This is a genomic window from Ottowia pentelensis, assembly GCF_964341695.1.
The window spans coordinates 3,072,264-3,097,267 of the sequence record NZ_OZ224513.1 but is presented as its reverse complement, the minus strand read 5'-3'; the positions used below and the strand labels follow the sequence as shown (position 1 = coordinate 3,097,267).

At 66.5% G+C, this 25,004-nt stretch carries 23 protein-coding genes; 7 read left to right on the top strand and 16 right to left on the bottom strand.

All coding sequences use genetic code 11. The features are described 5' to 3' along the window. The first annotated feature begins 19 nt into the window (after positions 1-19). The 4 genes from ACWHMB_RS14960 (at position 20) to pcaF (ending at position 3,560) form a co-directional block, all read left to right on the top strand. Positions 20-835, top strand: coding sequence for an enoyl-CoA hydratase/isomerase family protein (locus ACWHMB_RS14960; protein ID WP_293225086.1), 816 nt, complete (start codon positions 20-22; stop codon positions 833-835). A 99-nt stretch (positions 836-934) separates the two neighbouring features. Next, positions 935-1,084, top strand: a complete 150-nt coding sequence (locus ACWHMB_RS14955; protein ID WP_293225087.1) for a hypothetical protein — start codon at positions 935-937, stop codon at positions 1,082-1,084. Positions 1,085-1,103: 19 nt separating this feature from the next. Further along, a complete protein-coding gene (locus tag ACWHMB_RS14950; protein WP_293225089.1) occupies positions 1,104-2,264 on the top strand; it encodes an acyl-CoA dehydrogenase family protein in 1,161 nt (386 codons plus the stop codon). Positions 2,265-2,351: 87 nt separating this feature from the next. Beyond that, positions 2,352-3,560, top strand: coding sequence for a 3-oxoadipyl-CoA thiolase (pcaF, locus tag ACWHMB_RS14945; protein WP_377483926.1), 1,209 nt, complete (start codon positions 2,352-2,354; stop codon positions 3,558-3,560). Between the two features lie 75 nt (positions 3,561-3,635). On the opposite strand, the gene ACWHMB_RS14940 is transcribed toward pcaF, so the two are convergent. The 5 genes from ACWHMB_RS14940 to ACWHMB_RS14920 all read right to left on the bottom strand — a co-directional run bounded on the left by ACWHMB_RS14940 (position 3,636) and on the right by ACWHMB_RS14920 (position 9,895). Next, positions 3,636-4,853 (bottom strand): MFS transporter, encoded by a 1,218-nt coding sequence (locus ACWHMB_RS14940; RefSeq protein WP_377483924.1) that lies wholly within the window; start codon positions 4,851-4,853, stop codon positions 3,636-3,638. Between the two features lie 61 nt (positions 4,854-4,914). Next, the gene (locus ACWHMB_RS14935; RefSeq protein ID WP_377483921.1) at positions 4,915-6,228 is read right to left on the bottom strand and encodes an MFS transporter; all 1,314 of its coding nucleotides are present in this window, start codon (positions 6,226-6,228) and stop codon (positions 4,915-4,917) included. Positions 6,229-6,427: 199 nt separating this feature from the next. Further along, positions 6,428-7,645 (bottom strand): MalY/PatB family protein, encoded by a 1,218-nt coding sequence (locus ACWHMB_RS14930; RefSeq protein WP_377483915.1) that lies wholly within the window; start codon positions 7,643-7,645, stop codon positions 6,428-6,430. Continuing rightward, positions 7,645-8,649: a Bug family tripartite tricarboxylate transporter substrate binding protein gene (locus ACWHMB_RS14925; RefSeq protein WP_377483913.1), complete on the bottom strand. Its 1,005-nt coding sequence runs from the start codon at positions 8,647-8,649 to the stop codon at positions 7,645-7,647. The genes ACWHMB_RS14930 and ACWHMB_RS14925 overlap by 1 nt, the downstream gene beginning before the upstream one ends. Before the next feature lie 46 nt (positions 8,650-8,695). Then, positions 8,696-9,895 carry a M20 aminoacylase family protein gene (locus ACWHMB_RS14920; protein WP_377483911.1) on the bottom strand — a complete coding sequence of 400 codons (1,200 nt, stop codon included), beginning with the start codon at positions 9,893-9,895 and terminating at the stop codon, positions 8,696-8,698. 130 nt (positions 9,896-10,025) lie between these two features. On the opposite strand from ACWHMB_RS14920, the gene ACWHMB_RS14915 reads away from it, so the two are divergent. Beyond that, complete coding sequence (locus ACWHMB_RS14915; protein ID WP_377483909.1) at positions 10,026-10,922, top strand: LysR family transcriptional regulator; 897 nt, start codon at positions 10,026-10,028, stop codon at positions 10,920-10,922. A gap of 11 nt (positions 10,923-10,933) precedes the next feature. Here the strand turns inward: ACWHMB_RS14915 and ACWHMB_RS14910 are convergent, their stop codons facing one another. From ACWHMB_RS14910 to ACWHMB_RS14895, 4 genes are all read right to left on the bottom strand, one after another. After that, positions 10,934-11,962 carry an alcohol dehydrogenase gene (locus tag ACWHMB_RS14910; RefSeq protein ID WP_377483907.1) on the bottom strand — a complete coding sequence of 343 codons (1,029 nt, stop codon included), beginning with the start codon at positions 11,960-11,962 and terminating at the stop codon, positions 10,934-10,936. Beyond that, positions 11,959-13,101 carry a flavin monoamine oxidase family protein gene (locus tag ACWHMB_RS14905; RefSeq protein ID WP_377484149.1) on the bottom strand — a complete coding sequence of 381 codons (1,143 nt, stop codon included), beginning with the start codon at positions 13,099-13,101 and terminating at the stop codon, positions 11,959-11,961. The genes ACWHMB_RS14910 and ACWHMB_RS14905 overlap by 4 nt, the downstream gene beginning before the upstream one ends. A gap of 2 nt (positions 13,102-13,103) precedes the next feature. Further along, entirely contained in the window at positions 13,104-13,769 is a 666-nt protein-coding gene (locus ACWHMB_RS14900; protein WP_377483905.1) for a cupin domain-containing protein, read from the bottom strand. Positions 13,770-13,836: 67 nt separating this feature from the next. After that, a complete protein-coding gene (locus ACWHMB_RS14895) occupies positions 13,837-14,118 on the bottom strand; it encodes a hypothetical protein (RefSeq protein WP_377483903.1) in 282 nt (93 codons plus the stop codon). A gap of 224 nt (positions 14,119-14,342) precedes the next feature. Here ACWHMB_RS14895 and gcvA point away from each other — a divergent pair, with 224 nt between their 5' ends. After that, on the top strand, positions 14,343-15,254 hold the full coding sequence (gcvA, locus tag ACWHMB_RS14890) for a transcriptional regulator GcvA (protein ID WP_377483901.1): 912 nt from the start codon (positions 14,343-14,345) through the stop codon (positions 15,252-15,254). A 51-nt stretch (positions 15,255-15,305) separates the two neighbouring features. Here the strand turns inward: gcvA and ACWHMB_RS14885 are convergent, their stop codons facing one another. The 7 genes from ACWHMB_RS14885 to ACWHMB_RS14855 all read right to left on the bottom strand — a co-directional run bounded on the left by ACWHMB_RS14885 (position 15,306) and on the right by ACWHMB_RS14855 (position 23,467). After that, positions 15,306-15,836, bottom strand: coding sequence for a GNAT family N-acetyltransferase (locus ACWHMB_RS14885; protein ID WP_377483898.1), 531 nt, complete (start codon positions 15,834-15,836; stop codon positions 15,306-15,308). A gap of 232 nt (positions 15,837-16,068) precedes the next feature. Continuing rightward, positions 16,069-17,037 carry a LysR family transcriptional regulator gene (locus ACWHMB_RS14880; protein WP_447648575.1) on the bottom strand — a complete coding sequence of 323 codons (969 nt, stop codon included), beginning with the start codon at positions 17,035-17,037 and terminating at the stop codon, positions 16,069-16,071. A 117-nt stretch (positions 17,038-17,154) separates the two neighbouring features. Then, positions 17,155-18,015 carry an isocitrate lyase/PEP mutase family protein gene (locus ACWHMB_RS14875; RefSeq protein ID WP_292998577.1) on the bottom strand — a complete coding sequence of 287 codons (861 nt, stop codon included), beginning with the start codon at positions 18,013-18,015 and terminating at the stop codon, positions 17,155-17,157. 14 nt (positions 18,016-18,029) lie between these two features. Next, a complete protein-coding gene (gene prpF / locus ACWHMB_RS14870; RefSeq protein WP_292998580.1) occupies positions 18,030-19,223 on the bottom strand; it encodes a 2-methylaconitate cis-trans isomerase PrpF in 1,194 nt (397 codons plus the stop codon). A gap of 7 nt (positions 19,224-19,230) precedes the next feature. Continuing rightward, complete coding sequence (gene acnD, locus ACWHMB_RS14865) at positions 19,231-21,855, bottom strand: Fe/S-dependent 2-methylisocitrate dehydratase AcnD (protein WP_292998583.1); 2,625 nt, start codon at positions 21,853-21,855, stop codon at positions 19,231-19,233. Then, complete coding sequence (gene prpC / locus ACWHMB_RS14860; protein ID WP_373717286.1) at positions 21,852-23,006, bottom strand: bifunctional 2-methylcitrate synthase/citrate synthase; 1,155 nt, start codon at positions 23,004-23,006, stop codon at positions 21,852-21,854. The genes acnD and prpC overlap by 4 nt, the downstream gene beginning before the upstream one ends. A gap of 20 nt (positions 23,007-23,026) precedes the next feature. Continuing rightward, positions 23,027-23,467: an acyl-CoA thioesterase gene (locus tag ACWHMB_RS14855; RefSeq protein WP_292998587.1), complete on the bottom strand. Its 441-nt coding sequence runs from the start codon at positions 23,465-23,467 to the stop codon at positions 23,027-23,029. A 134-nt stretch (positions 23,468-23,601) separates the two neighbouring features. Here ACWHMB_RS14855 and ACWHMB_RS14850 point away from each other — a divergent pair, with 134 nt between their 5' ends. Next, entirely contained in the window at positions 23,602-25,002 is a 1,401-nt protein-coding gene (locus ACWHMB_RS14850) for a short-chain fatty acyl-CoA regulator family protein (RefSeq protein WP_366943791.1), read from the top strand. The last annotated feature ends 2 nt before the right edge of the window (positions 25,003-25,004 follow it).

The window sequence follows — 25,004 nt, the reverse complement described above, 5'->3', positions numbered from 1 at the left end:
AACCATCCAGGAGATGAACATGACCCAAATCACCCGCTATCAAGGCTATTCGGCGATCGAATTCGACCGCCCGTCGGCCGGCGTGCTGCGCCTGACGCTGAACAAGCCCGAGCGCCTGAACGCGCTCGACTCGCGCGGTCACGCCGAGCTGGCCGAGGTCTGGCGCGAGATCGACACCGATCCCGAGGTCAGCGTGGTGATGCTGCGCGGCGCCGGCAAGGCGTTTTCGGCCGGCGGCGACTTCACCATGCTCAAGGAGATGACCGACGACTTCAACGTGCGCGCCCGCGTGTGGCGCGAGTCGCGCGATCTGGTCTACAACATCATCAATTGCTCCAAGCCCATCGTCTCGGCCATCCACGGTCCGGCCGTCGGCGCCGGCCTGGTGGCGGCGCTGCTGGCCGACATCTCCATCGCGGCCAAGAGCGCACGCATCGTCGACGGCCACACCAAGCTGGGCGTGGCGCCCGGCGACCACGCGGCCATCATCTGGCCGCTGCTGTGCGGCATGGCCAAGGCCAAGTACCACCTGATGCTGTGCGAGTCGCTCAACGGCGAGCAGGCCGAGGCGCTGGGCCTGGTGTCGCTGTCCGTCGAAGACGATGCGCTCGAAGCCAAGTCGCTCGAAGTGGCGCAGAAGCTCGCCAACGGCGCGCCCGCGGCGCTGCGCTGGACCAAGTACGCCCTGAACAACTGGCTGCGCCAGGCGGGCCCGATCTTCGACACCTCGCTGGCGCTGGAGTTCATGGGCTTCGGCGGCCCCGAGGCCAAGGAAGGCCTGGCCGCCCTGCTGGAAAAGCGCGCGCCCAAGTTCTCGCAGAACACGCCCATCTGAACGACGTTCTGCCGAGAATTTGAATCAAATTGGCCTGTAGCGCCCGCCAATCATGCGCTGGAAGCTATCGATTTGTGGGCGGGCGCAGGAGACACCCGCATGACGATCCAGGCAATGTCCGTCATCGGCACCGGCAACCTGGGCGCCCCCATGGTGCGCAACGCCCGGCGTGGCCGCTTCGGGCGGATCGTTTGCGACCGCAATCCCGCCGTCGGCGAGCCTGGCGTTTGCGCGAGGCCGTTCATCTGAAATCAGACAGGAGATCTACATGGCGCTCGATCAAGAAACCTTCCAACTGCTCAAGGACAGCGTGCAGCGCTTCGTGCGCGAGCGGCTGATGCCGGCCGAGAACTATCTGGAGGAGCACGACGAGGTGCCCGCCGACATCGTGGCCGACATGAAGGAGCTGGGCCTGTTCGGCATCTCGATTCCCGAGGAATACGGCGGCATCGGGCTGTCGATGGCGCAGGAATGCGAGGTGGCCTACGAACTCGGCCAGACCGCGTTGGCCTTCCGCTCGGTGGCCGGCACCAACATCGGCATCGGCTCGCAGGGCATCCTGATGGATGGCACGCCCGAGCAAAAGGCCGAGTACCTGCCGCGCATCGCCAGTGGCGAACTGATCATCTCGTTCGCCCTGACCGAACCGGATGCGGGGTCGGACGCCGCGTCGCTGAAGACCAAGGCAGTCGCGGACGGCAATGACTACCTGATCAGCGGCACCAAGCGCTTCATCACCAATGCGCCGCGCGCCGGCGCCTTCACGCTGATGGCGCGCACCGGTGGCGCGGGTGCCGGCGGCATCTCGGCCTTCATCGTGCCGGCCGGCCTGCCGGGCCTGACGCTTGGCAAGCCGGACAAGAAGATGGGCCAGAAGGGCACGCGCACCAGCGACGTCAACCTGGACAACGTGCGCGTTCCGGCGGCCAACATCATTGGCGGCAAGCCGGGCAAGGGCTTCAAGACGGCGATGAAGGTGCTCGATCGCGGCCGCCTGCACGTCTCGGCCCTGGCCTGCGGCATGGCGCAGCGCATCCTGCACGAGAGCGTGGCCTACGCGCAGCAGCGCAAGCAATTCGGCCAGCGCATCGGTGACTTCCAGCTGGTGCAGGCCATGCTGGCCGACAGCCAGGCCGAGCTGCTGGCCGGCTGGGCGCTGGTGCAGCAGACGGCGCAGCGCTACGACGCCAAGCCTTTCGGCGTCACCGTCCCCGAAGTGAGCATGCAGGCTTCCTGCACCAAGATGTTCACCACCGAGATGGTGGGCCGCGTGGCCGACCGCGGCGTGCAAATCCACGGCGGCTCGGGCTACATCAACGAGTTCCCGGTCGAGCGCTTCTACCGCGACGTGCGCCTGCTGCGACTGTACGAGGGCACCACGCAGATCCAGCAGCTCGTCATCGGCAAGCAGCTGATGAAGTCCGAGTGAGGCAGGCCTCATCCATTTGCCGCCGATCGGCCCTCACCACCCGCAGCCAGCCGAATCCGCCACTTTCAACCTGATCCGAGAACCATCATGAGCATTTCCCCAGCCCTCATCTGCGACGCCATCCGCACCCCCTTCGGCCGCTACGGTGGCGCCCTGGCCAGCGTGCGCACCGACGACCTGGGCGCCATCCCCATCCAGGCCCTGATGGCGCGCAACCCCAAGGTCGACTGGGCTGCCGTGACGGATGTCCTGTACGGCAACGCCAACCAGGCCGGCGAAGACAACCGCAACGTCGCGCGCATGTCGGCCCTGCTGGCCGGCCTGCCCACCGAGGTGCCCGGCGCCACCATCAACCGCCTGTGCGGCTCGGGTCTCGACGCCGTCGGCAGCGCCGCGCGTGCCATCAAGGCCGGCGAAGCCCGCTTGATGATCGCCGGCGGCGTCGAAAGCATGAGCCGCGCCCCCTTCGTCATGCCCAAGGCCGAGAGCGCCTTCAGCCGCAGCAATGCCGTCTACGACACCACCATCGGCTGGCGCTTCGTCAACAAGCTGATGAAAGCCCAGTACGGCGTCGACTCCATGCCCGAGACCGCCGAAAACGTTGCCACGGACTTCCATGTAGAACGCGAAGCCCAGGACCGTATGGCCCTGGCCAGCCAGCACAAGGCCGCCGCGGCCATCGCCGCCGGCCACCTGGCCCAGGAAATCTGCCCCGTCACCATCCCGCAGAAGAAGGGCGACGCCATCGTCGTCGACACCGACGAGCACCCGCGCAAGACCACGCTCGAAGCGCTGGCCAAGCTCAAAGGCGTGGTGCGCCCCGACGGCAGTGTCACCGCCGGCAACGCATCCGGCGTCAACGACGGCGCCTGCGCCCTGCTGCTGGCCAATGAAGAAGCCGCCAAACAATACGGCCTGACCCCCAGGGCCCGCGTGCTCGGCATGGCGACTGCCGGCGTGGCCCCGCGCATCATGGGCTTTGGCCCCGCACCCGCCGTGCGCAAGGTGCTGCAGCTCACAGGCCTCAAGCTCGAACAGATGGACGTGATCGAACTCAACGAAGCCTTTGCCGCCCAAGGCCTGGCGGTGCTGCGCGATCTGGGCATCCAGGATGACGACCCCCGCGTCAACCAATGGGGTGGCGCCATTGCCCTGGGTCACCCGCTGGGCGCCTCGGGTGCCCGCCTGGCCACCACCGCCGTCAGCCAGCTGCACACGCTGGGGGGCAAGTACGCGCTGTGCACCATGTGCATCGGCGTGGGGCAGGGCATCGCGGTGGTGCTGGAGCGGGTTTGAGCCGCGCTCGGCCAGAACCGCAGTATTGATAGCTGCTGGCGCTTGATGGCAAAGGGCTGCAGCCCGATTTGACCATCAGGCGGCAAGTTCCGTATTCACCGGCCGGGTCAGAGCCAGCGCGGCCAGCGCGAGCGCCAGCGGCACGAAGGACACCCACAGCACCACGTTCCAGTCGTAGGCGGCCAGCAGGCCACCGGAGGCGAAGGAGCCCACGGCCATGGTGCCGAAGACGATGAAGTCGTTGAACGACTGCACGCGCGTCTTCTCTTCCGGACGGTGGCATTCCAGCACCAGAGCGGAGGCGCCGATGAAGCCGAAGTTCCAGCCCAGGCCGAGCAGGACCAGGGTCAGCCAGAAGTGGGGGATGTCGACGCCCAGCAGGCCCACGGCGGCCGACAGGCCGGTCAGCAGCAGGCCCGCAACGACGACGCGCCCCGCGCCGAAGCGCGTGATCAGCCGACCGGTGAAAAAGCTGGGCGCGTACATGGCGATGACGTGCCACTGCAGACCCAGGTTGGCGCTTTCCTGCGAATGCCCGCTCATCTGCATCGCCAGGGGCGCGGCGGTCATCAGGAAGTTCATCAGCATGTAGGAAACCGCGCCGCAGATCACGGCCGTGATGAACAGCGGTTGGCGCGCGATCAGGCCCAGCGGCCGGCCGCCGGCGACCTCGGCCGCGCTGGGCATCGGCAGCCGCACCCCCAGCAGCACCCAGGCAGACAGCGCCGCCACCGCCGCCTGCGCGACGAAGGTGGCCGCGAACAGGTGCGCCGGCCAGAGGTCCATGGTGTAGGTGACCAGCTGCGGCCCGACCACGCCGGCCGCCACGCCGCCCCCCATGACGAAGGACAGGGCGCGGGCGCGCTTGGACGGATTGACGCCATCGGCCGCAGCGAAGCGAAACGACAGCACCACCGCCGCGTAGGCGCCACCGAAGAAGGTGGCCAGGCAGAACAGCCAGAACGAGCCGAGCACCACCGCCACGGCCGCCAGCAACCCCACCAGCACGCCACACCCCGTGCCGGCCAGAAAGGCCGCGCGGCGACCGTGGTGCCGCGCGATGGCGCCGGCCGGCAGGATGGAGGCCGCCATGCCCACCACGAAGATCGAGATCGGCAGCGTGGCCAGCGCCTTGTTGGACGCCAGGTGGTGACCCACGATGGCGCCCGTGGCATAGACCACCACCGAGTTCGCGCCGGCCAGTGCCTGCGCCACGGTAAGGCGGGTGATGTTGCCGCGTTGCACGTGGTCGGGCAGTACGGTGGCTTCCCGGGGGGCTTGTGCTGTTGTCATTGACTGAAAATCGAAGCGGGTGTCGAGTGCCCGCGAATTCATGTTCGCGGGCAGTTCTGCACTACAGCTTCTGTGCTGATAAAACCGTGGCCAATATGCCGCCCATCAGGATGATGCCGATGATGAGATACAGGGCCGAGCTGAAGTGGCCGGTCACGCTGATGGAAAAACCGATCAAGACGGGCGACATCGCGCCAAAGGCGACGGCAATGCCGTTCAGGGTTCCTGCCGCCGACGACATGGCGGACTTGGGCACCAGCTTTTGCAGCAAGGTGAAAACCGCCGGAATCTGCGCCGACGACACGCCGATGCCAAAGGCGATGACGATGGCGGCGACATAGTTGTTTTGAATGACCACGCCCAGATACACCCCGGCGGCACACAGCAGGGCGGAGATGGCCAACACGGGTGCATTGCGTCCGGTGCGGTCGATGACGATGCCCGAGACGATCTTGAACAGAAATCCGAGGATGAAGGGCAGCGACGAGATCCATCCCATGGCTTCCCACGAAAACCCACGCTCCTTGTTCAGGTAGGTCGGCAGCCAGGTCATGATGCCCCAGGACAAGATCGAGTTCGATGCCAGGATCAGCAGCAGCATCCAGAAGCGATAGTTCGAGGCGTAGGTTTTTACCAATTCAAGATAGGGCTGCTTCGCAGAAGTGGCATCGCCGCTGTCCATTTTTTCCTGGGCCAGGTTTTCTTCGATGTACTTCAGCTCGCCCGCGTTCACCCGTTTGTGCGCGCGCGGCGTATCGGCCGAAAAGAAAAACAGCAGCACCAAGGGGATGAGGCTGACCGCGAAGGAAAAGTGAAAGGTCGAATGCCAGGAGCCGGCGGCAACCAGATAGGTGAAGATCGGCATGGCCGCCGCGGGCGCCAGCGACTGGCCAATCAGCCAGGCGGTATTGGCCCGGCCGCGTTCCCCGGGAGGAAACCAGTTCTTGACGAACGTGTTCTGCATGGGGTAGTACAAGCCCTCCCCGATGCCCAACAAAACACGCGTGGCCAGAAGCATGCCGAAGGTGGCCGCCATGCCCCCCATCAACAGTGACGCGCACATGATCACATAGGCGGTGACCATGGCCTTGCGCGGACCGAGGTAGTCGCCGAGCGGACTCAGGACGACATTGGAGATGGCATAGGCCACCAGAAAGAGGCTCATCATGAGCCCCACTTTCACGGGCTGCCCCGTGATGCCCATGTCGGCCAGAAACTCCGGATTGGCCGCGATGACCGCGATGTTGACGCGATCCAGGTAGGCCACGGAAATCCCGATGAACAGGATGGCCACCAGGAAAAACCGTTGTCGTGTCGGCCTGTTCTGATCGGGGGCGCGGACGACCGCGTCGGGCGCATGAGAAATTGAGCTCATCGTTGTCTCCTGGCGATCGCGTTGGATCGCGCGGGCCACGGTTTCCGTGAGGGGTGGTACGCCAGCCAGGACACGGCCCCAGGGCTGGCGGCGGCGCTGCTTCTTGTCGATGCCGCTGGGTGCGGCCGGGCAGCTTGATGGCTTGGATTTGGTGGGCGGCCGGGTGTCTGGCCGCGCCGAGGCGCTTGCGCCGTGCAGATCAGAGCGCCGCGATCGCCTGGGTGATGCGGCCGATCGCCTCGTCGACGGTGGCGCGCGGGCAGCCGAGGTTGACACGCATGTAGCCGTGCCCCTCGATGCCGAACTTCTGGCCCTTGTCGAGCCAGACGCGCGCCTTGGTCAGCATGAATTTGTTGAGTGCGTCCGCATCCATGCCAAGCCCACGGCAGTCCATCCACGCCAGGTAGAGCGAGTCCATCGGCAAGACCTTGACCTTGGACGTTGCGCCATTGATCGCATCGCGAAAGTGCGCGTGGTTGGCGCGCACGTACGCCAGCATGTCGTCCACCCAGGACTCGCCGTGCGCATAGGCCGCTTCCGCGGCGACCATGCCCAGCGTGTTGACCAGCGGGAACATGTTGCGGTCGTATTGCCGCTGCAGTTCCTCGCGCAGGCGCCGGTTGGGGATGAAGACGTTCGCGCTTTGCAGGCCGGGCAGGTTGAAGGTCTTGCTGGGCGCCGTGCAGGTGATGCTGTTCTGTGCGAAGGCATCGCCCAGCGATGCAAAGGGAAAGTGCTTCTTGGCCGGGTTGATGACCAGGTCCTGGTGAATCTCGTCGGAGATCACCAGCACGCCGTGGCGCAGGCAGATCTCGCCCATGGTGCGCAATTCGCCTTCCGACCAGACGTTGCCGGTGGGGTTGTGCGGGTGGCTGAGGATGAAGAGCTTGGTGTTGGGCTGGATCGCCTGCTCGAAGGTCTTTTCGTTGAAGCGATAGCCCGACTCCGTGCGCTCCAGCGGGGCGTAGGCCAGGTGGCGGCCGTTCATCAGCACGTCGCCATGGAAGTGGCCATACACGGGTGGCTGGATCAGGATCGAGTCGCCCGGCGCCGAGAAGGCCTGAATGGCTGTCTTCAGCGTGGTGATGATGCCCGAGGTCTGGACGATCCAGTCCTTCGCGACCTGCCAGCCGAAGCGCTTGGCCTGCCAGCCGATGACCGCATCAACGTAGCTGTCCGTCGCGCCCTGGGGATAGCCGAAGACGCCGTGCTCCACGACCGCGTGCAGGGCGTCGAGGACGGGCCGGGGCGCGCGGAAGTCGGTGTCCGCCACCCACATCGGCAAGGGGTCGGCTGCCCATTCATCGGCGGACAGAAGCTTCTGGCCGATGTTCCACTTCATCGAGTTCGAGTGTTTGCGGTCGACGATCTCGTCGAAGAGCGAGCGCTGCTGCGGGTTGGGGGTGTGGGTGGTCATCATTCGGCCTTGAGGTTGACGGATTGGGCGATCGCCCGGTATTGCGCGATGCTTTCGGCATAGATCTGCTCGGCCTGCGCCAGCGTTTGCGGCTGAGCCAGAACGTCCTGCACGCTGGCCGCCGTGTGGGCCAGCGCCGGATCCTTCATGGCGGTGGTCGTCGCCTGGTGCAGCGCCTGGACCACCGGCTCGGGCGTTCCCTTCTTGACCAGGAGCCCGACCCACAGGCTGTAGCGAAAGTCCTTGAGGGACGGGGTGTCGCTCACCGACGGCACGTCCTTGTAGGTGTCCAGCCGCTCGGGCGAGATGATGGCCAGCAGCTTGAGCTTGCCGGTCGCCACCATGCCGGGCGAACTCGCTCCCATGGCGCCCAGGTAGAGATCGATCTGGCCGCCCACCAGGTCCGTGATCATGGGCGCACCGCCGCGGTAGGGCACATGGATCATCGGCACGCCGGTGACCTTGGACAGCTGCTCGCCCAGCAGGTGGTAGATGCTGCCGTTGCCGACGCTGCCGTAGGTGAGCGGCTTGCCTTCCTTGGCGCGCCGCGCGGCGTAGGCAATCAGCTCGTCCATGTTGGACACCGGCAGCGCAGCGGGCACCAGCGCCGCCAGGGTGAAGTTCGCCACCTTCTGGACAAGCCGGAAGTCCTCGCTCTTGAACTTGATCGCGGCCATGGCCATGGGCGCAAGAATCAATTCGTTGGGCGAGCCGACGTAGACCTTGTAGCCGTCGGCCGGATCGCCGAGCAGCTTCTGCGCGGCAATGCTGCCGCTCGCGCCGCCCTGGTTCTCCACGATCACCGTTTGCCCCAGCACCTTGCCCATCTGGCCGACAAGTCCGCGGGCAATCACGTCCGAGCCGCCGCCCGCAGGATAGGGCACGACCAGGCTGACGAGCCTGGACGGAAAGTTCTGCGCCCATGACAGCGGTGCCAACAGGGAAGTGGCGGCCGCGCCGGCCAGCGACTTCAGGACCAGGCGCTTGTTCACCATGCGTGTCATCTTCGTGTCTCCTTGGGTTGTAGGTTGCTTGGAATGAAAGGGGGTGCTATCGCTGCGCCTGGGTCTCGAACCAGCGGCGCGCCAGCCGGTTCCAGAAGCGCGCGCCCAGGGCCAGGTTGTCGTCGTTGAAGTCGTAGCCGGGGTTGTGCAGGCCCACGCCGGGCTTGCCGCCCGCGCCGTTGCCGATCCAGCCGTAGGCGCCGGGCACTTCCTGCAGCATGAAGCCGAAGTCCTCGGCCGTCATCGCGGGCAGCACGTCGGTGTGGGCCTTGTCATCGCCCACCAGCTCGCGCATCACCTCGCCCATGAACTGGGCTTCCTTGCGGTGGTTCGAGGTGTTTGGGTAGCCGCCCGGCTTGAGGCTGACCTCGGCCGTGGCGAAGTGCGCCTCGGCGATGTGGCTGGAGATGCGGCGCAGACCGTCCATCAGGAACTGCTGCGAGGCTTCGGTCAGGTTGCGGCAGGTGCCCTGGATGCGCGCCTCGTCGGGAATGATGTTGGCCGAAGTGCCCGACTGAATGCTGCCCACCGTGAGCACGGCGGCGTCCAGCGGGTCGGTGCCGCGCGACACCAGCGTCTGCAGCTGGCCGACGATGGCGCAGGCAACCGGAATCGGGTCGATGGTGGTGTGCGGTAGCGCGGCGTGGCCGCCGCGGCCGCGCACGACGATCTCGAACATGCGCGCCGCGGCCATGATCGGACCCACGCGCACGCCCATCTGCCCCTGGGGCAGCGCGGGCCAGTTGTGCAGCGCAAAGACGGCCTGGCAAGGGAATTTTTCGAACAGGCCCTCGTCCATCATGGCGCGGGCGCCGGCGCCGCCTTCCTCGGCCGGCTGGAAGATCAGGTGGACGGTGCCGTCGAAGTCGCGGTTGGCCGCGAGCAGTTCGGCCGCGCCCAGCACCATGGTGGTGTGTCCGTCATGCCCGCAGGCGTGCATGCGGCCCTCGTTGCGGCTGGCATGCGCGAACGGGTTGATTTCCTGCAGCGGCAGCGCATCCATGTCGGCGCGGATGCCGACGGCCGGGCCGGGGTTGCCCGCACTGCGATCCTTGCCGTGAATGCTGGCCACGATGCCCGTGGCGCCCAGGCCGCGCACCATCGGAATGCCCAGCGCCGCGAGATAGGCGGCCACCTTGTCGGCCGTGCGGCTTTCCTCGTACTTCAGCTCGGGGTGCATGTGCAGGTCGCGGCGGAACGCGGTGAGCTGGTTGATGCGCAGTGCGGCGCCTTCAGCGAGGTTCATGGTTTTGTCTCCGGTGGCTTCTCGAGTGGCCCGGTGATCGATGCCGAGCCATGACATCGAATGGTAGGAATCGAAAGGCATGCCGTAAAATACTATTTCAACATCTTCGTCATGCCATAAAGGTATATTCATGGATCTGCGCCAGTTGCGCTATTTCGCCGCCGTGGCCAGGCATGGCAGCATCAGCGTCGCGGCGCAGGCGGTGCACATCGCGCAGCCTGCGCTGACGCGGCAGATGCAGGCGCTGGAAGACGAGCTGGGCACGCTGCTGTTCGAGCGCAGCACGCGCGGCGTGACGCTGACCGATGCCGGTCGCCAGTTGCTGGCGGACGCCGACAGGCTGCTGGAGGACGCGGCCGCTGCGGCGCTGCGGGCACAGCGGGCCGGCCGCGGCGACATCGGTCACCTGTCGATCGCGCTGCCGGTGATGCAGAGCCTGGCGCCGGCGATCGCGCAGGTGCTCAAGCGCTACCGCCAGGAGGTGCCGGGTGTCGGCATCACGCTGCACCATCTGCTGTCCGAGGTTCAGCTCCGCGAGATTGCCGATGGGCGGCTGGACGCCGGCTTCACGCTGTTCAGGCCGCAGGGCGACCCTTCGTTCGACGGCGTCCCGGTCTTCTCGGAGCGGATGCTGCTGGCCTACCCGGCGGAATGGAAATGGCCGCGGGGCAGGCGGCCCAAGGTCTTGAAGGACCTGCAGGAGCTGGACTTCGTCTGGCTGCCACGCACGGCGGCCCCCGAGTGGCACGACCGCCTGATTCATTGTTTCTTCGACGCCGGCTTCGTTCCGCGTACCACCGTGCAGGGCGTCGACGCGACCTCGATGCTGACGCTGGTGGCCGCCGGCATGGGCTGCACCGTGGTGCCGGAAGGGGCGCGCCGCAGCGCTCCGGACACGGTGGCCTTCATGACCCTGTCCGATCTGAGCCTGCGTCAGGACTGGGAACTGGTGTGGTGCCGCGACCGGTGTTCATCCGTGCTGCAGCGCTTCATCGGCGTGGTGTCGCTGGCCAAGCTGAGGCCATGAGTCGGAACGCCTCAATCCGGCGATCCCATCGTCAGCACCATGCGGAACTTCACCTCGCCCGAGCGCATGCGCCGATAGGCCTCGTTGGCGCGCGCGAGCGGCAGGGTTTCGATCCAGGGCCGCGCGCCGCTGAGCACGCTGAAGTTCAGCGTCTTCTCGTTTTCATAGGGCGATCCGGTGATCGAACCGAGCACGCTGCGCTCGCCGCTGACCAGCAAGCCCATGGGTAACGGCAGCGGCTCCTTGCCGCCGCCCAGCAGCACCAGCCGCCCTTGCGGCGCCAGGCCGGGCAGGGCCGCTGCGATCGCCGTGGCATCGCCGAGCATGGTGACGATGGCCATGGCGCCGCCCAGGCGCTTCAGCGCCTCGGCCGCATCCTCCTGGCGCGTGTCGATGTAGACGTGGGCGCCGAGCGCCAGGGCGTCGCCGGCAATGTCCGGCCCGCGTCCGATGGCGGCCACCCGAAAGCCCATGCGGCGCGCGTACTGCAGCGCCATGTGACCCAGCCCGCCGATGCCCAGGATGGCCACCAGATCGCCTGCTTCGGCGCCGCACTTTTTCAGCGCGTTGAAGGTCGCCAGGCCGGCGCACAGGATCGGTGCGGCTTCTTCGGCCTGCAGTTCGTCGGGGATCGAGACCAGGCCGGTGTGGCGCGCGATCATGGCTTCGGCATAGCCGCCGTCGCAGCTGGCGCCCACGAAAGGCTGGTTGCGGCAGAGCTGGAATTGGCCCTGGCGGCACGCGTCGCACTCGTTGCAGTGCCCGCCCAGGCGGCCCACGCCGACCCGCTGGCCGACACGCCAGCGCGCCGGCACGCCCGCACCCAGCGCGGCGATGCGGCCGACCACCTCGTGGCCGGGCACGCGCGGCGGCTGCAGCGCTGGGTCGGCCCCTTCGATGTCGGCGGCGTCCGCTCCGCACATGCCGCAGGCCTCGACCGCGATCAGCACTTCGCCCGCGCCGGGCTCGGGCGTGGGGCGCTGCACCAGCTCCAGGGTGCCGGGCGTACCGACCTGCATGGCGCGGTAGGTGGGTTTCATGAGCGGGACTCCAAAGGCAAGGGTGGCGCGCGCCTGAGCACGTCTTGCAGGCCCCGTTGCGCCGCCTCGACGGCACCGGCGAGGTAGCCCGGAAACTGGGGCGACCATTCGCTGGCGATGCCGGTCAGACAGCCCTGCCACGGCCCGGACGAGGGGGAGCCAGCCGGTGCATGGCCATGCTGGCCGCCGTCGTACCAGTCGTCCGTCGTGGCGGTGCAGGGGTCTTGCGCCCAATCCTTGAAGGTGTCCGCCAGCGGCGTGGCGGCCCGGGGCCCGAACAGGCGCGCGAACTGGGCGCGGCACTGCTGGCGCAACGCGGCATCGGATGCGCGCTGGCGCGTTTGCGCCGGCACGCCGAAAAAGCCGAACAGCGCCGCACGGCCGCCGGGCATGGAGGCATCGTGGATCTCGCCCAGCGGGCCGAGCAGGCTGCGCGCCTCGCCCGACAGGCCCTGCTCGCGCCAGAACGGCCGCTCATAAACGGCGACGTACTTGGCGTGCGGCGCCATCCAGGTGGCGGTGGCGTGCCACTCGGCCGCCAGCGCCTGCGGCAGGGGCGGCGAGAAGCTCAGGCTGCTGGTGACCAGGCGCGGCGGAAGCGCCAGCAACACCTGCTCGGCCTGCCAGGTCGTGGCCTGGTCGGTGGCGCCCTCGCTGTCCAACTCGATGCCCGAATTCAGCCGACGCAGGCGGCGCACGGCCTGGCCGGTGAGGATGCGCTCGGTGGGCAATTCGCGGCGCAAGGCGTCGATCAGCGCTCCCATGCCGCCCAGCAGGCGCATGGATGGCGGCACGTTGGCGTAACCCTGCATGCGCGTTGGCGCTTGCCCCGCGCTGCGTTCGATCACCATGTCCCCGGCCTCGTGCTGCGCAAAACGCAGCAGGCCCAACTGCTCGATCAGCTGACCCAGCTCCGGCTGGTAGTCCGGCCAGAACCAGGTGGGCCCCAGGTCGAAGCGATTCAGGTGCGAGGTCGGCGAACCCACGGCGTCGGGGGCGTCGAAAGAGGCGATGCGCCCGCCAGGCACGTCGCGTGCCTCCAGCACCAGCCAGTCGTGCACACCGCGCCGCTGCAACAGCCAGGCGGCGACCAGGCCGCTCAGTCCGGCGCCGACGATGGCGATGCGTGCGCTCGGCATGCTCAAGCGCCCACCACGTGGCGCAGATGACGGGTCTTCAGGTAGAGCGTGACGCCCTGTGGGCCGGCCATCAATCGCGGCGCGTCGCCGACGGGCAGGCGCAGCCAGCTCCCGCTTTCATGGCAGCCATCGTCCTCGATCAGGCTGCCCGCCAGCACCAGCACCTCGGCGCCGCCCACGGGGCCGGACAGCAGCGCGCTGCCCGCTGGCAGGCGCTGCAGGCTTACCTGCTCGGCATCGGCCGCGAACAGCGGGCAGACCTCGCGCTCGCCCTGCCGCTGCCAGCAGGTTGGGTCCTGGGTGTCGATGCGCACGGTGCGGCGCTCGCTCGGTGGCATTTGCCCCAGCTTGACGAAGATGATCGTGCCCTCGCGGCTGAAGGGCGCGTGGCTGGTGCCGGGCGGGTTGCGCATGTACCAGCCCGTCGGGTAGTGCCGATCGCCCTCCGAAAACGTGCCGGACAGCACCAGGATTTCCTCGCCGCCCGGATGCGGATGACGCGGAAAGCGGGAGTCGGGCGCATAGCGCACGATGCTGGTGGCCCGCGCGATCTCGCCGCCCACGCGATCGAGCATCACCCGCTCGACCCCCGCCTGGGGCGAGGCCACCCAATCGCGCTGCTCGGCGGGCACTTCGGCGCGCAGCGAGAAATCGGCGTTGATCAGCATGAGGGGTTCGTCCTGCCGCCAGGGGCAGGACGGATTCTGCGCGTAAGGGCGTTCAGAGGTGTTCTGCTCAGGCGACCTGGTAGATGCGCACCTCGGGCGCGGCGTCCAGCAGCGGCGAGAGGCCGCCCACCACGTCGGCGGTGAACAGCTTGCTTTGCAGATAGGCCTCGGCATGCGCCTGGGTGTCGAAGCCGTGCATCACCTGCACGTCCTCGGCGCGCACCAGCAGCTCTTTCGACTGGGCGCCCGCGATGCTGTCCAGGAACGGCCCCTTGTACTTTTGATAGACGCCAGCAGCGGCCGCGCGCTTGGCTTCGGCGACTTGGAGGGTGATTTGCAGATAGACCATGTCGATGCTCCGGTGAGAGGGTGGGGAGTGGGCAGGCCGTCGGAGCAAACCCGACGGTGGTCGATGGGGGCGAGAAAAACTTGTCTGCCATCCATTCAGAAAGAATCATCGATCCGTTCGTCGCACCTGCAGCGCAGGCCTGTCTATCGCTGGATTCTTCTCGCAATGCCGGTGGCAGACAAATCATTTAAAGTGTCCATGACTGAAAGAAAAACTATTTCACTATGAATGCGCCCGTGCAACTCAACGCCTTGCGCGCCTTCGAGGCCAGCGCCCGGCATCAAAGCTTTTCTGCGGCAGCGGCAGAGCTGCACGTGACCCCGGCGGCGGTCGGCCAGCTGGTGCGCTCGCTGGAGGACTGGTTGGGCACGCCGCTGTTTCATCGCGCCAGCAGCGGGCGCGCCCGGCTGGTGGCGACGCCGACCGCCGAACGGGCGTTGCCGGACATCCGCGCCGGGCTCGATCGCCTGGCGCTGGGCTGGCAGCGCCTGCAGGAGGGTTCGGCCAACGGCGTGCTGACGGTGACCGTGAGCCCCGCCTTTGCCGCCAAATGGCTGCTGCCGCGCATCGACCGCTTCCAGTCCGCCTGGCCCGACACCGACGTGCTGCTGGACACCAACCACAAGCCGGTGGACTTCGTCGCGCAGCACGTCGACATCGGCGTGCGCTACGGCGCCGGGCATTGGCCGGGCCTGACGGCCGACAAGCTGATGGACGAGGAAATCTATCCCGTGTGCGCGCCCGCACTGGCGGGCCAACGCGGGCGCCTGCGCCAGCCGACGGACCTGGTGCGCGAAACCCTGATCCACGATCTGTCGATGGACGGCCATGCGGGCTTTCCGACCTGGGACGTGTGGTTGGACAAGGCGGGCGTCACCGGCACGGCGACCGCGCGCGGCCTGCGCATCAACAACTCCGCCGCGGTGCTGCAGGCGGCGGCCGAAGGGCACGGCATCGCCCTGGCGCGCAGCGTGATGGCGCGCGACGACCTGGCGGCGGGGCGCCTGGTGCGCTTGTTTCCCCACATCGCCGTGGCGTCGGCGCTGGCCTATTACGCCGTCTATCGGCCCGAATGCGCCGGCCTGCCGCGGCTGGCGGCCTTTAGAGACTGGCTGATGCAGGAAGCGCGGGGCTGATCGGGGGTCGATTTCGCGCGGCTCCGATCGCGCAGCAAGACGCGCGGGCGATCAGCCGTCCACGGGCTGCGGCGGCCCATCCAGCAGCAGTTGGTAGAACGACAAGTCCAGCCAGCGCCCGAACTTGAAGCCCACCTGCGGCAGGGTGCCCACGTGCCGAAAGCCCAGGCGCTCGTGCAGCGCGATGCTGCCGGCGTTGGAGGCGTCGATGCCGCCGATCATGGCGTGCACCTCGCGCTGGCGCGCCGCCGCGATCAGGGCCTGCATGATCTCGCGGCCCAGCCCGCGGCCGCGATGATCCTTGTGCACGTACACCGAATGCTCGACCGTGTACTTGTACGCCGGCCAGGCGCGAAACGTCCCGTAGCTGCCGAAGGCCAGCAGCGCGCCGCCTTCGTCCTCGAGCCCGATGACCGGAAAGTCGCCCTTGTCCTTGGCCGCGAACCACGGGCCCATGCTCTCGGGGGCGCGCGGCCGGTAGTCGTACAGCGCAGTCGAATTCAGGATCGCCTCGTTGAAGATGTCCAGGATGGCCGGTGCATGCCGCTCCAGTGAGCAGGCAACGAAGTGGTGAGGTGTCATGGCGTTCTCCGCGATGCGTCCGCCGCGTGGTGCGATGTCGGGCTTGCCGGCCCGGAATCCTGGGAGTGCACGTCTGGAGCGGGTGAAGGGAACAGTTCCAATCATCCAACCCGTTGATTGATAACGGATTTATCCCGTTCGCTCCTCGGGATATGGCCGCTTAGTGTACCGCAGCCGCTCGCTCGAACGCGAGGTACTTTCGCTGCCGTCCGGTGACGGCCAGCGGCAGCCATCAAGGTTCGCTCAAGTACGTGCTGGGCTCACCATTCGGTGCCTTGCTCATGCTCTTCACTCGCTTGATGAACCGCGCCAGCGGCTCGGAGGGCTCGCCACCGCGACGCACCAGGTAAGTCGAGAGGATCGGTGGCGTGCCCGCCAGCGGCCGTGTCGCAATGTCCGGCCGATTCAGCGCCTGCACCTGCGAAGCGATAGCGAAACCGATGCCGTAGCCGGCGCCCACGAGGGTCAGCATCACCCCCAGGCTGGTCACGTGGTCCACAACTTTCAGCGGCAGCCCGGCATCATCGAGCACCGCCTTGATCTGGTCGTGGCATCCCGAGGCCGCGTCCGGGTGGCACAGCACCAGCGGGAATTTCAGCGCGTCGGCGAGCTTGACCTGCGTGTGTGCCAACAGCGGGTGCCGCGCCGGCACGATCACCGATAGCGGATCGGTCCACACCAGCTCGGCCACCAAGCCATGGTTGACCGCCGCCGACAGCGCAAAGCCCACGTCCAGCAGGTCGGTGTGTAACCCTTTGAGCTGCTGTGAGAATGGCAGCTCGAAGACGCGAATCTCCAGTTCCGGTTCTTCCTCGCGGCTGCGCGCGAGCAAGGTGGCGATGCGCGGCTGGGCCAAGCTGTCGCAGATGGCGATGCGCACGTAGTTCTGGTAGCCCTGCGCGGCGCCCTTGGTGGCCTTGATCGCCTGATCGACGGTCGCCAGAACGCGGCGGCACTCCACGAGCAGCACCTGGCCGGCCCAGGTCAGACGCGTCTGGCGGCTGCTACGGTCGAACAGCGCTACGCCCAGCAGCTTTTCGAGGTCACGCATCGCACGCGACAGAGGCGACTGGTCGATGCCCAGCCGCTCGGCAGCGCGCGCCAGGTGCAACTCCTCGGCCACCGCCGCGAAGTAGCGCAGTAGTCTCAGTTCCATGGCGGCCTCCTTGTTCGTTGTTCTGGCTCCGCCGTTCCAACCCATTTGATTTCAAACCCATGCGAGCGGCTGGTGTTGCGATCACCTCCTGCTTAGATCGTGTTGTTTGCCGCGCGGCCAGCGACGCCGCGAGGCAACGAGTTGTCCACCTTGATGGCTCTCTCAGGTGTAGCGACGTTCAAGCTCGTCCCATTGCGGTTTGCCAACCAGGCGCTGACGCTCGGCGAAGGATGCAACCAAGCCGCTCGACTCAAGAACCTGCTTGTCGTCACGCAGCGCAGTCAGCGCCTTTTGCATGCCCATCACGGCACCCTGGAGAGCCGCGTTGGCGTACAGCACGATGCCGTAGCCCAAACGTCCTAGTTCCTCGGCCCTGAAGATGGGCGTCTTGCCGCCGATGACCATGTTCATGAGCTGAGGCGTGGACAGCCGCTGGGGCAACGCTCGCACTTCGTCCTCCTTCGTGACGGCTTCGACGAACAGAATGTCCGCACCCGCCTCGGCGAACTTCTGTGCGCGCTCGATGGCAGCCTCGAAGCCCAGCGTGGCGGCAGCATCGGTGCGGGCCATGACCATGAAGTCGGCATCACGACGCGCATCTACGGCAGCTTGGATCTTGCTGACGGCCTCCTCGGTGGAGATAACCTCCTTACCCGAGAAATGGCCGCAGCGCTTAGGGGCAACCTGGTCTTCGAGTTGGATGCAGTCGGCACCGGCACGCTCTAGCGTGCGCACGGAGTGATACACGTTCAGCGCATTGCCGAAGCCGGTATCGGCATCAACGATGAGCGGCAGGCTCACGGCATCGCGGATGCGAGCCGTGTGGTTGGCGATCTCGGCTAAGCCCATGAAGCCCTGGTCAGGCATGCCAAACCACATGTTGGTGACGCCGGCGCCGGTGACATACAGAGCCTCGAAACCGAGGTCTTCTATGACCTTAGCGGACAAGGCGTTGAAAGCGCCCGGCACGAGCACGCCACGGCGCGCGCCGACGAGGGACTTGAGTTGCTTGCGGGTAGACATCTGGAATTCCGTGTTTAGAAACTGTCGCTGGGTACACGCACCCAGCCTTCCATCAGGATGCGAGCGCTGCGGCTCATAACGGCCTTGGTGACGGTCCACTGGCCATCGACCTGCCGGGCCTCGGCACCAACCCGCAGCGTGCCGGATGGATGGCCGAAGCGCACGGCATGACGCTCGCCGCCGCCGGCTGCGAGATTGACCAGTGTGCCGGGGATGGCGGCCGCCGTGCCGATGGCCACGGCTGCCGTGCCCATCATGGCGTGGTGCAGTTTGCCCATGGACATCGCGCGCACGAGCAAGTCCACATCACCGGCCTCAATGGCTTTGCCACTGGAGGCCGTGTAGCTGGCCGGCGGTGCCACGAAAGCGACCTTGGGTGTGTGCTGGCGCTGGGCTGCCTCGGCCACATCGCGGATGAGGCCCATCTTCACAGCGCCCCGGGCCCGGATGGTCTCGAAACGGGACAACGCCAGGGCGTCGCCGTTGATCGCATCCTGCGACTCGGTGCCGGTGTAGCCGATGTCCTGCGCGTTCAGGAAGATGGTGGGAATGCCGGCATTGATGAGCGTGGCCTTGAACGTACCGATGCCCGGCACTTCCAGGTCATCGACAAGTCGGCCCGTGGGGAACATCGCACCGCCACTGTCGTCATCGCCTTCGTCAGCGGGGTCGAGAAATTCGAGTTGCACCTCGGCGGCCGGGAAGGTGACGCCGTCTAACTCGAAGTCGCCAGTCTCCTGCACTTGGCCGTTTGTGATGGGCACATGGGCCACTATGGTCTTGCCGATGTTGGCCTGCCAGATGCGCACCGTGCAGATGCCGTTTTCGGGCACGCGGTCGGCCGGCATCAGGCCGCTCGCGATGGTGAACGGACCGACCGCGGCGGACAGGTTGCCGCAGTTGCCAGACCAGTCCACGAAGGCGCCGTCGATGGAAACCTGGCCGAACAGGTAGTCCACGTCATGGCCGGGTTTTGTCGGCGGCGCCACGATGACGGTCTTGGACGTGGACGACGTGGCGCCGCCCATGCCGTCGATCTGCTTGCCGTAGGGGTCCGGGCTGCCGATCACGCGCAGCAGCAGTTGGTCTCGCGCAGGACCTGGCTGCTGGCAGGGCTCGGGCAAGTCCTGCAGGCGGAAGAACACACCCTTGCTGGTGCCGCCGCGCATATAGGTGGCGGGAATGCGAATCTGTGCGGGATGCGTCATGTCGTCCTCAGGGGGTCTTCCGTGCGGCCAGGAAGTCTTGCGCGAAGCGCTGCAGCACGCCGCCGGCTTCGTAGACCGAGACTTCCTCGGCGGTGTCCAGCCGGCACTTCACCGGCACGGAGGCGGTCTCGCCGTTCTTGTGGCGAATGCGCAGCGTCAGGACGGCCCGCGGCGTGCGCTCGCCGATGACGTCGAAGGTCTCGCTGCCGTCGAGACCCAGCGTCAGCCGATTGGTACCGGACTGGAACTCCAGCGGCAGCACGCCCATGCCGATCAGGTTGGTGCGGTGGATGCGCTCGAAGCCCTCGGCCACCACGACCTCGACGCCGGCCAGGCGCACTCCTTTGGCCGCCCAGTCGCGCGACGAACCCTGGCCATAGTCGGCGCCGGCGATGACGATGAGCGGCTGGCGGCGGGTCAGGTAGCTCTCGATAGCCTCCCACATGCGCATGACGCGACCTTCGGGTTCCACGCGCGCCAGCGAGCCCGCGCGCACGCTGCCATCGTCGTTGCGTACCATCTCGTTCTTCAGCGTCGGGTTGGCGAAAGTGGCGCGCATCGCGGTGAGGTGGTCGCCGCGGTGGGTAGCGTAAGAGTTGAAGTCCTTCTCGGGCAGACCCATCTTTGCCAAGTATTCGCCGGCCGCCGAGTCGAGCAGGATGGCGTTGGACGGTGACAAATGGTCGGTCGTGATGTTGTCGGGCAGGATGGCTAGTGGCCGCATGCCGGTGAGCGTGCGCGGGTTGGCGGCCAGCGCGCCGACGCCTTCAGTGTCCCAGTACGGGGGGCGGCGGATGTAGGTGGACTGCGGGCGCCAGTTGTATTGCGGCGCGGCGCGCTCGGCCTCCACGGGGCGGATGGCAAACATTGGGTCGTAGACCGCGCGGTATTGCTCCGGCTTCACGGCGGTACGCACCACTGCGTCGATCTCCTCGTCAGCGGGCCAGAGATCCTTCAGGCGTACTTCTCGTCCGTCCACGGTGCCCAGTACATCGTTTTCGATGTCGAAACGCACCGTGCCAGCCAACGCGTATGCGACGACCAACGGCGGAGACGCGAGGAAAGCCTGCTTCGCGTAGGGATGGATGCGGCCGTCGAAGTTGCGGTTGCCGGACAGCACGGCAGTGGCGTACAGATCGCGGTCGATGATCTCCTGCTGGATCTTCGGGTCCAGCGCGCCGCTCATGCCATTGCAGGTTGTGCAGGCGAAGGCGACGATGCCGAAGCCGAGCTTTTCCAGTTCGTGCAGCAGCCCGGCCTCCTTCAGGTACAGCTCCACGGCCTTTGAGCCCGGCGCCAGCGAGGTCTTGACCCATGGCTTACGCACGAGGCCCAGGCGGTTGGCTTTCATCGCCAGCAAGCCGGCGGCGATGACGTTGCGCGGGTTGCTGGTGTTCGTGCAGCTCGTGATCGCCGCGATGATGACAGCGCCATCGGGCATCTGGCCCCGCGCCTCCTGGGCGTGAGCCTTGTCCAAATCCACCGCGATGCCTCGCTCGCGGAGCGCCGAGGTCGGCAGCCGGCGGTGTGGATTGGACGGACCGGCCATGTTGCGTACCACACTGCCGAGGTCAAAGCGCAACGTGCGCTCATACTGGGCCGCTTTCAGTTCGCTGGCCCAGAAACCTGCCGTGCGAGCGTAGTGCTCTACGAGGCGCACCTGCGCGTCGTCTCGGCCGGTGAGCTTCAGGTAGTCGATGGTCTGCGAGTCGATATAGAACAGAGCGGCGGTCGCGCCGTACTCAGGGCACATGTTGGCGATGGTCGCGCGGTCTCCGATGGACAGGCTCTCGGCGCCTTCACCGAAGAACTCCAGGTAGGCACCCACGACCTTCTGCTGGCGCAGGAACTCAGTCAGCGCCAGCACGATGTCGGTCGCCGTGATGCCTGGTTGGCGGCAGCCGGTCAGCTCGACGCCAGCGATGTCCGGCAACCGCATCCACGATGCGCGGCCCAGCATGACGTTCTCCGCCTCCAGCCCGCCCACGCCCACGGCGATGACGCCCAAGGCGTCGACGTGCGGTGTGTGGCTGTCGGTACCAACGCAGGTATCCGGGAAGGCCACGCCCTCGCGGACATAAACCACCGGCGACATCTTCTCCAGGTTGATCTGGTGCATGATGCCGTTGCCCGCCGGGATGACGTCCACGTTGTCGAAGGCCGACTTGGTCCACTCGATGAAGTGGAAACGGTCCTCATTGCGGCGGTCCTCGATTTCACGGTTCTTGCGGAAGGCATCGGGGTCGAAGCCGCCGCACTCCACGGCCAGCGAATGGTCCACAATGAGCTGCACAGGCACGACGGGGTTCACCGCGGCCGGGTCGCCGCCTTGGGCCGCGATCGCGTCACGCAAACCGGCCAGGTCCACTAACGCAGTCTGACCTAGGATGTCGTGACAGACCACGCGAACCGGGAACCATGGGAAGTCCAGGTCACGTCGGCGCTCTATGAGTTGCAGCAGGTAGCTGTTCAGATGTTCGGGGTCCGCGCATCGGACCAGGTTCTCGGCATGGACACGCGCTGTGTAGGGCAGCATCGCCCACGCGCCCGGGCGGATCGCGTCAACAGCTTCGCGGGCGTCGAACCAGTCCAGCGCCGTGCCGGGCAGGGGCTTGCGGAACTGGGAACTCATGCGCGTTCGTCAATGGGCACGAAGCGCTGGTCTTCAGGGCCGGTGTAATTCGCGCTGGGGCGAATGATCTTGTTGTCCACGCGCTGCTCGATGACGTGCGCGGCCCAACCGCTGGTGCGGGAGATGACGAACAGAGGCGTGAACATCGCCGTGGGCACGCCCATCATGTGATAGCTGACGGCGCTGAACCAGTCGAGGTTGGGGAACATTTTCTTGACGTCCCACATGACTGACTCCAGCCGTTCTGCGATGTCAAACATCTTGGTGGAGCCCGCCTCGTCCGATAGGCTCCTGGCCACGCCCTTGATGACGACGTTGCGCGGGTCGCTGACGGTGTAGACCGGGTGGCCGAAGCCGATGACCACCTCCTTGGCCTCCACGCGGCGGCGGATGTCCGCCTCAGCCTCGTTCGGGTTGTCATAGCGCTTCTGAATCTCGAAGGCCACCTCGTTGGCGCCACCATGCTTGGGGCCGCGCAGCGCGCCGATGGCGCCGGCAATGGACGAGTACATGTCGCTGCCCGTGCCGGCGATGACGCGCGCGGTGAAGGTGCTAGCGTTGAACTCATGCTCGGCATAGAGGTTGAGCGACGTGTGCATGGCGCGCACCCAGCTCTCAGGCGGCGTCGTGCCGTGCAGCAGACGCAGGAAGTGGCCGCCGATGGAGTCGTCGTCCGTCTCCACCTCGATGCGGCGGCCCTGCGTGCTCCAGTGATACCAGTACAGCAGCATGGAGCCCAGGCTGGCCATGAGCCGGTCGGCGATGTCGCGGGCGCCGGGCAGGCTGTGGTCGTCCTTCTCGGGCAGGATGCAGCCCAGCGCCGACACGCCGGTGCGCATCACGTCCATCGGGTGGGCGCCAGCGGGCAAGCGTTCCAGCGACTCTTTCACACTGGCAGGCAAGCCGCGCATGGCCCTGAGCTTGGCCTTGTAGGCGCGCAACTCGGCGCGCGTGGGCAGCTTGCCGTGCACCAGCAGGTGGGCGATCTCCTCGAACTCGCAGACCTCGGCGATGTCCAGGATGTCGTAGCCGCGGTAATGCAGGTCGTTGCCGCTGCGGCCGACGGTGCACAGCGCGGTATTGCCGGCCGTCACGCCGGACAGCGCCACAGATTTCTTCGGCTTGAAGCCGGTGGTCGGGGTTTCGCTCATGGGCATGTTCTCCAGGAAATTCAGTGGGCTTGATCGTTCAGAGCTGCGGGCATCAGGCCGTCATCGCGGGGCTCCAGCGGCACCGGACGGCCATTGGCGTTGACAGACACCATCTCGAAGCTGGCGCGCAGCACTTCTTGCGGCTTGGTGCCGGGCGCCGCATCCAGCGCGGCGCGCACGTCCACCGTCATTGAGCTGCGGCCCAGCCGCGTGACGCGCGCATGCAGGTGCAACAGCGAGCCGATGGCGATCGGGGCCAGGAACTCGATGCCACGCGATGCGGCCATCACGACTGACTGACGACTGAAGCGTGCAGCGGCTAGATACGCGGTCTTGCCGAGCATCGACAAGGCCTCAGGACCGAAGAGCGTGCCGTAGTGGTTGGATTGCTGAGGCAGCACCAGCTCAGTGCGGTTCAACTCGTTCAGCGGTGTGGAAGCCAAAGTCTTGATCCAGTCCATGGTGGGGAGGGAAAGTCGTATTATTCGCAATCTTCGCATCCACTTCTTTGGTACTCAATGACTAAAATTGCCAATGAATGCGAAGGTTTTTGATGCAGTTTGCGATATTTGCGAATATTCAGAGCCCCATTCTTATGCGCAAGACCTTTCTGGGCGTGAAGCTCAAGACGCTGCGAGAGCAGCGTGGCCTGACCCAGGTAGCCCTGGCACAAGTGCTCAAGCTCTCGCCGAGCTACGTGAATCAGCTTGAAAACAACGAGCGCCCCCTGAGCGTTGCCGTGCTGCTGCGCCTGCAGTCGTCGCTGGGCATCGACCTACAGTTCTTCTCCGAGGACGATGAGGCCCGGCTGTTCGCACAACTTCATGAGATCGTGACCGAGGTCGCCGTGCCGGGCGGCGTGCCGGATGCCGAACTGCGCACGCTCGCGCAGCAGATGCCAGCAATGGCCCAGTTGCTGCTGCGTCTTCAAAGTCGCGCCCGTGGGGCCGAGCAACGTCTTGCGAGCTTGGGGCTAGGCGACCGCGACAGCGGCTTGGCGGCCAGCCAAGGGCCGCACGAGGAGGTGCGCGACTTCTTCTACGCCCACCACAACCACATGGACGAATTGGATCGCGCTGCCGAGGCGCTGTCCTCCCAACTCGGCGTTGCCGACAGCACGCAGGACCTGGCACCCAAGTTGGAAGCCCACTTGCTCGCCGCACACCGCATCCAGGTGCAAAGCCTGCCGGAGGAGCGACTGCGACGCTTCGAGCCCGCCCAGCGCCTGCTACTGCTGTCCGACACGCTTTCCGCCGGTCAGCGCGCGTTCCAACTCGCGACCCAACTCGCTTACCTGGAGGCCGGCGCGGAGATTGACCGGCTTGTTGCCTCCAACGCCTTTAGCACCGAGGCGGTGGCATTGGCCCGCATTGGCTTAGCCAGCTACTTCGCTGGGGCGCTAGTGCTGCCCTACGGCCGGTTCCTCGCCGCCACCCAGGAATTGCGGTACGACATCGCGCTGCTGGCCCGCCGCTTCGGCGTGAGCTTCGAGACGGTGTGCCACCGCCTGTCCACGCTGCAGCGCCGCGAGGCCCGTGGCGTGCCGTTCTTCTTCGTTCGCGTGGACCGCGCCGGCAACATCTCCAAGCGCCAGTCGGCCACGGACTTTCACTTCTCTCGCAGCGGCGGCACCTGCCCGCTGTGGAACGTCTATGAGGCCTTCGCCCGACCAGGCCGCGTACTCACGCAGATCGCTGGCATGCCGGATGGGCGAAGCTACTTATGGATTGCCCATTGCGAATCTCGACCCACGGGCGGCTATGGCTCACCGAGTAGAGAGTTTGCGATTGGCCTGGGTTGCGACCTTCGGCATGCCAGCCAACTCGTCTATGCCAAGGGACTGGATTTGGGCGAACCTGGCAGCGCAACACCCATTGGCCCCGGCTGCAAGCTCTGTGATCGTGAAGGCTGTGCTCAACGCGCATTTCCCGCCTTGGGCAAGCAGTTGCGCATCGACGAGAACGAGCGGGTAGCTGAGCCGTATGCTGCTCGGTAGTG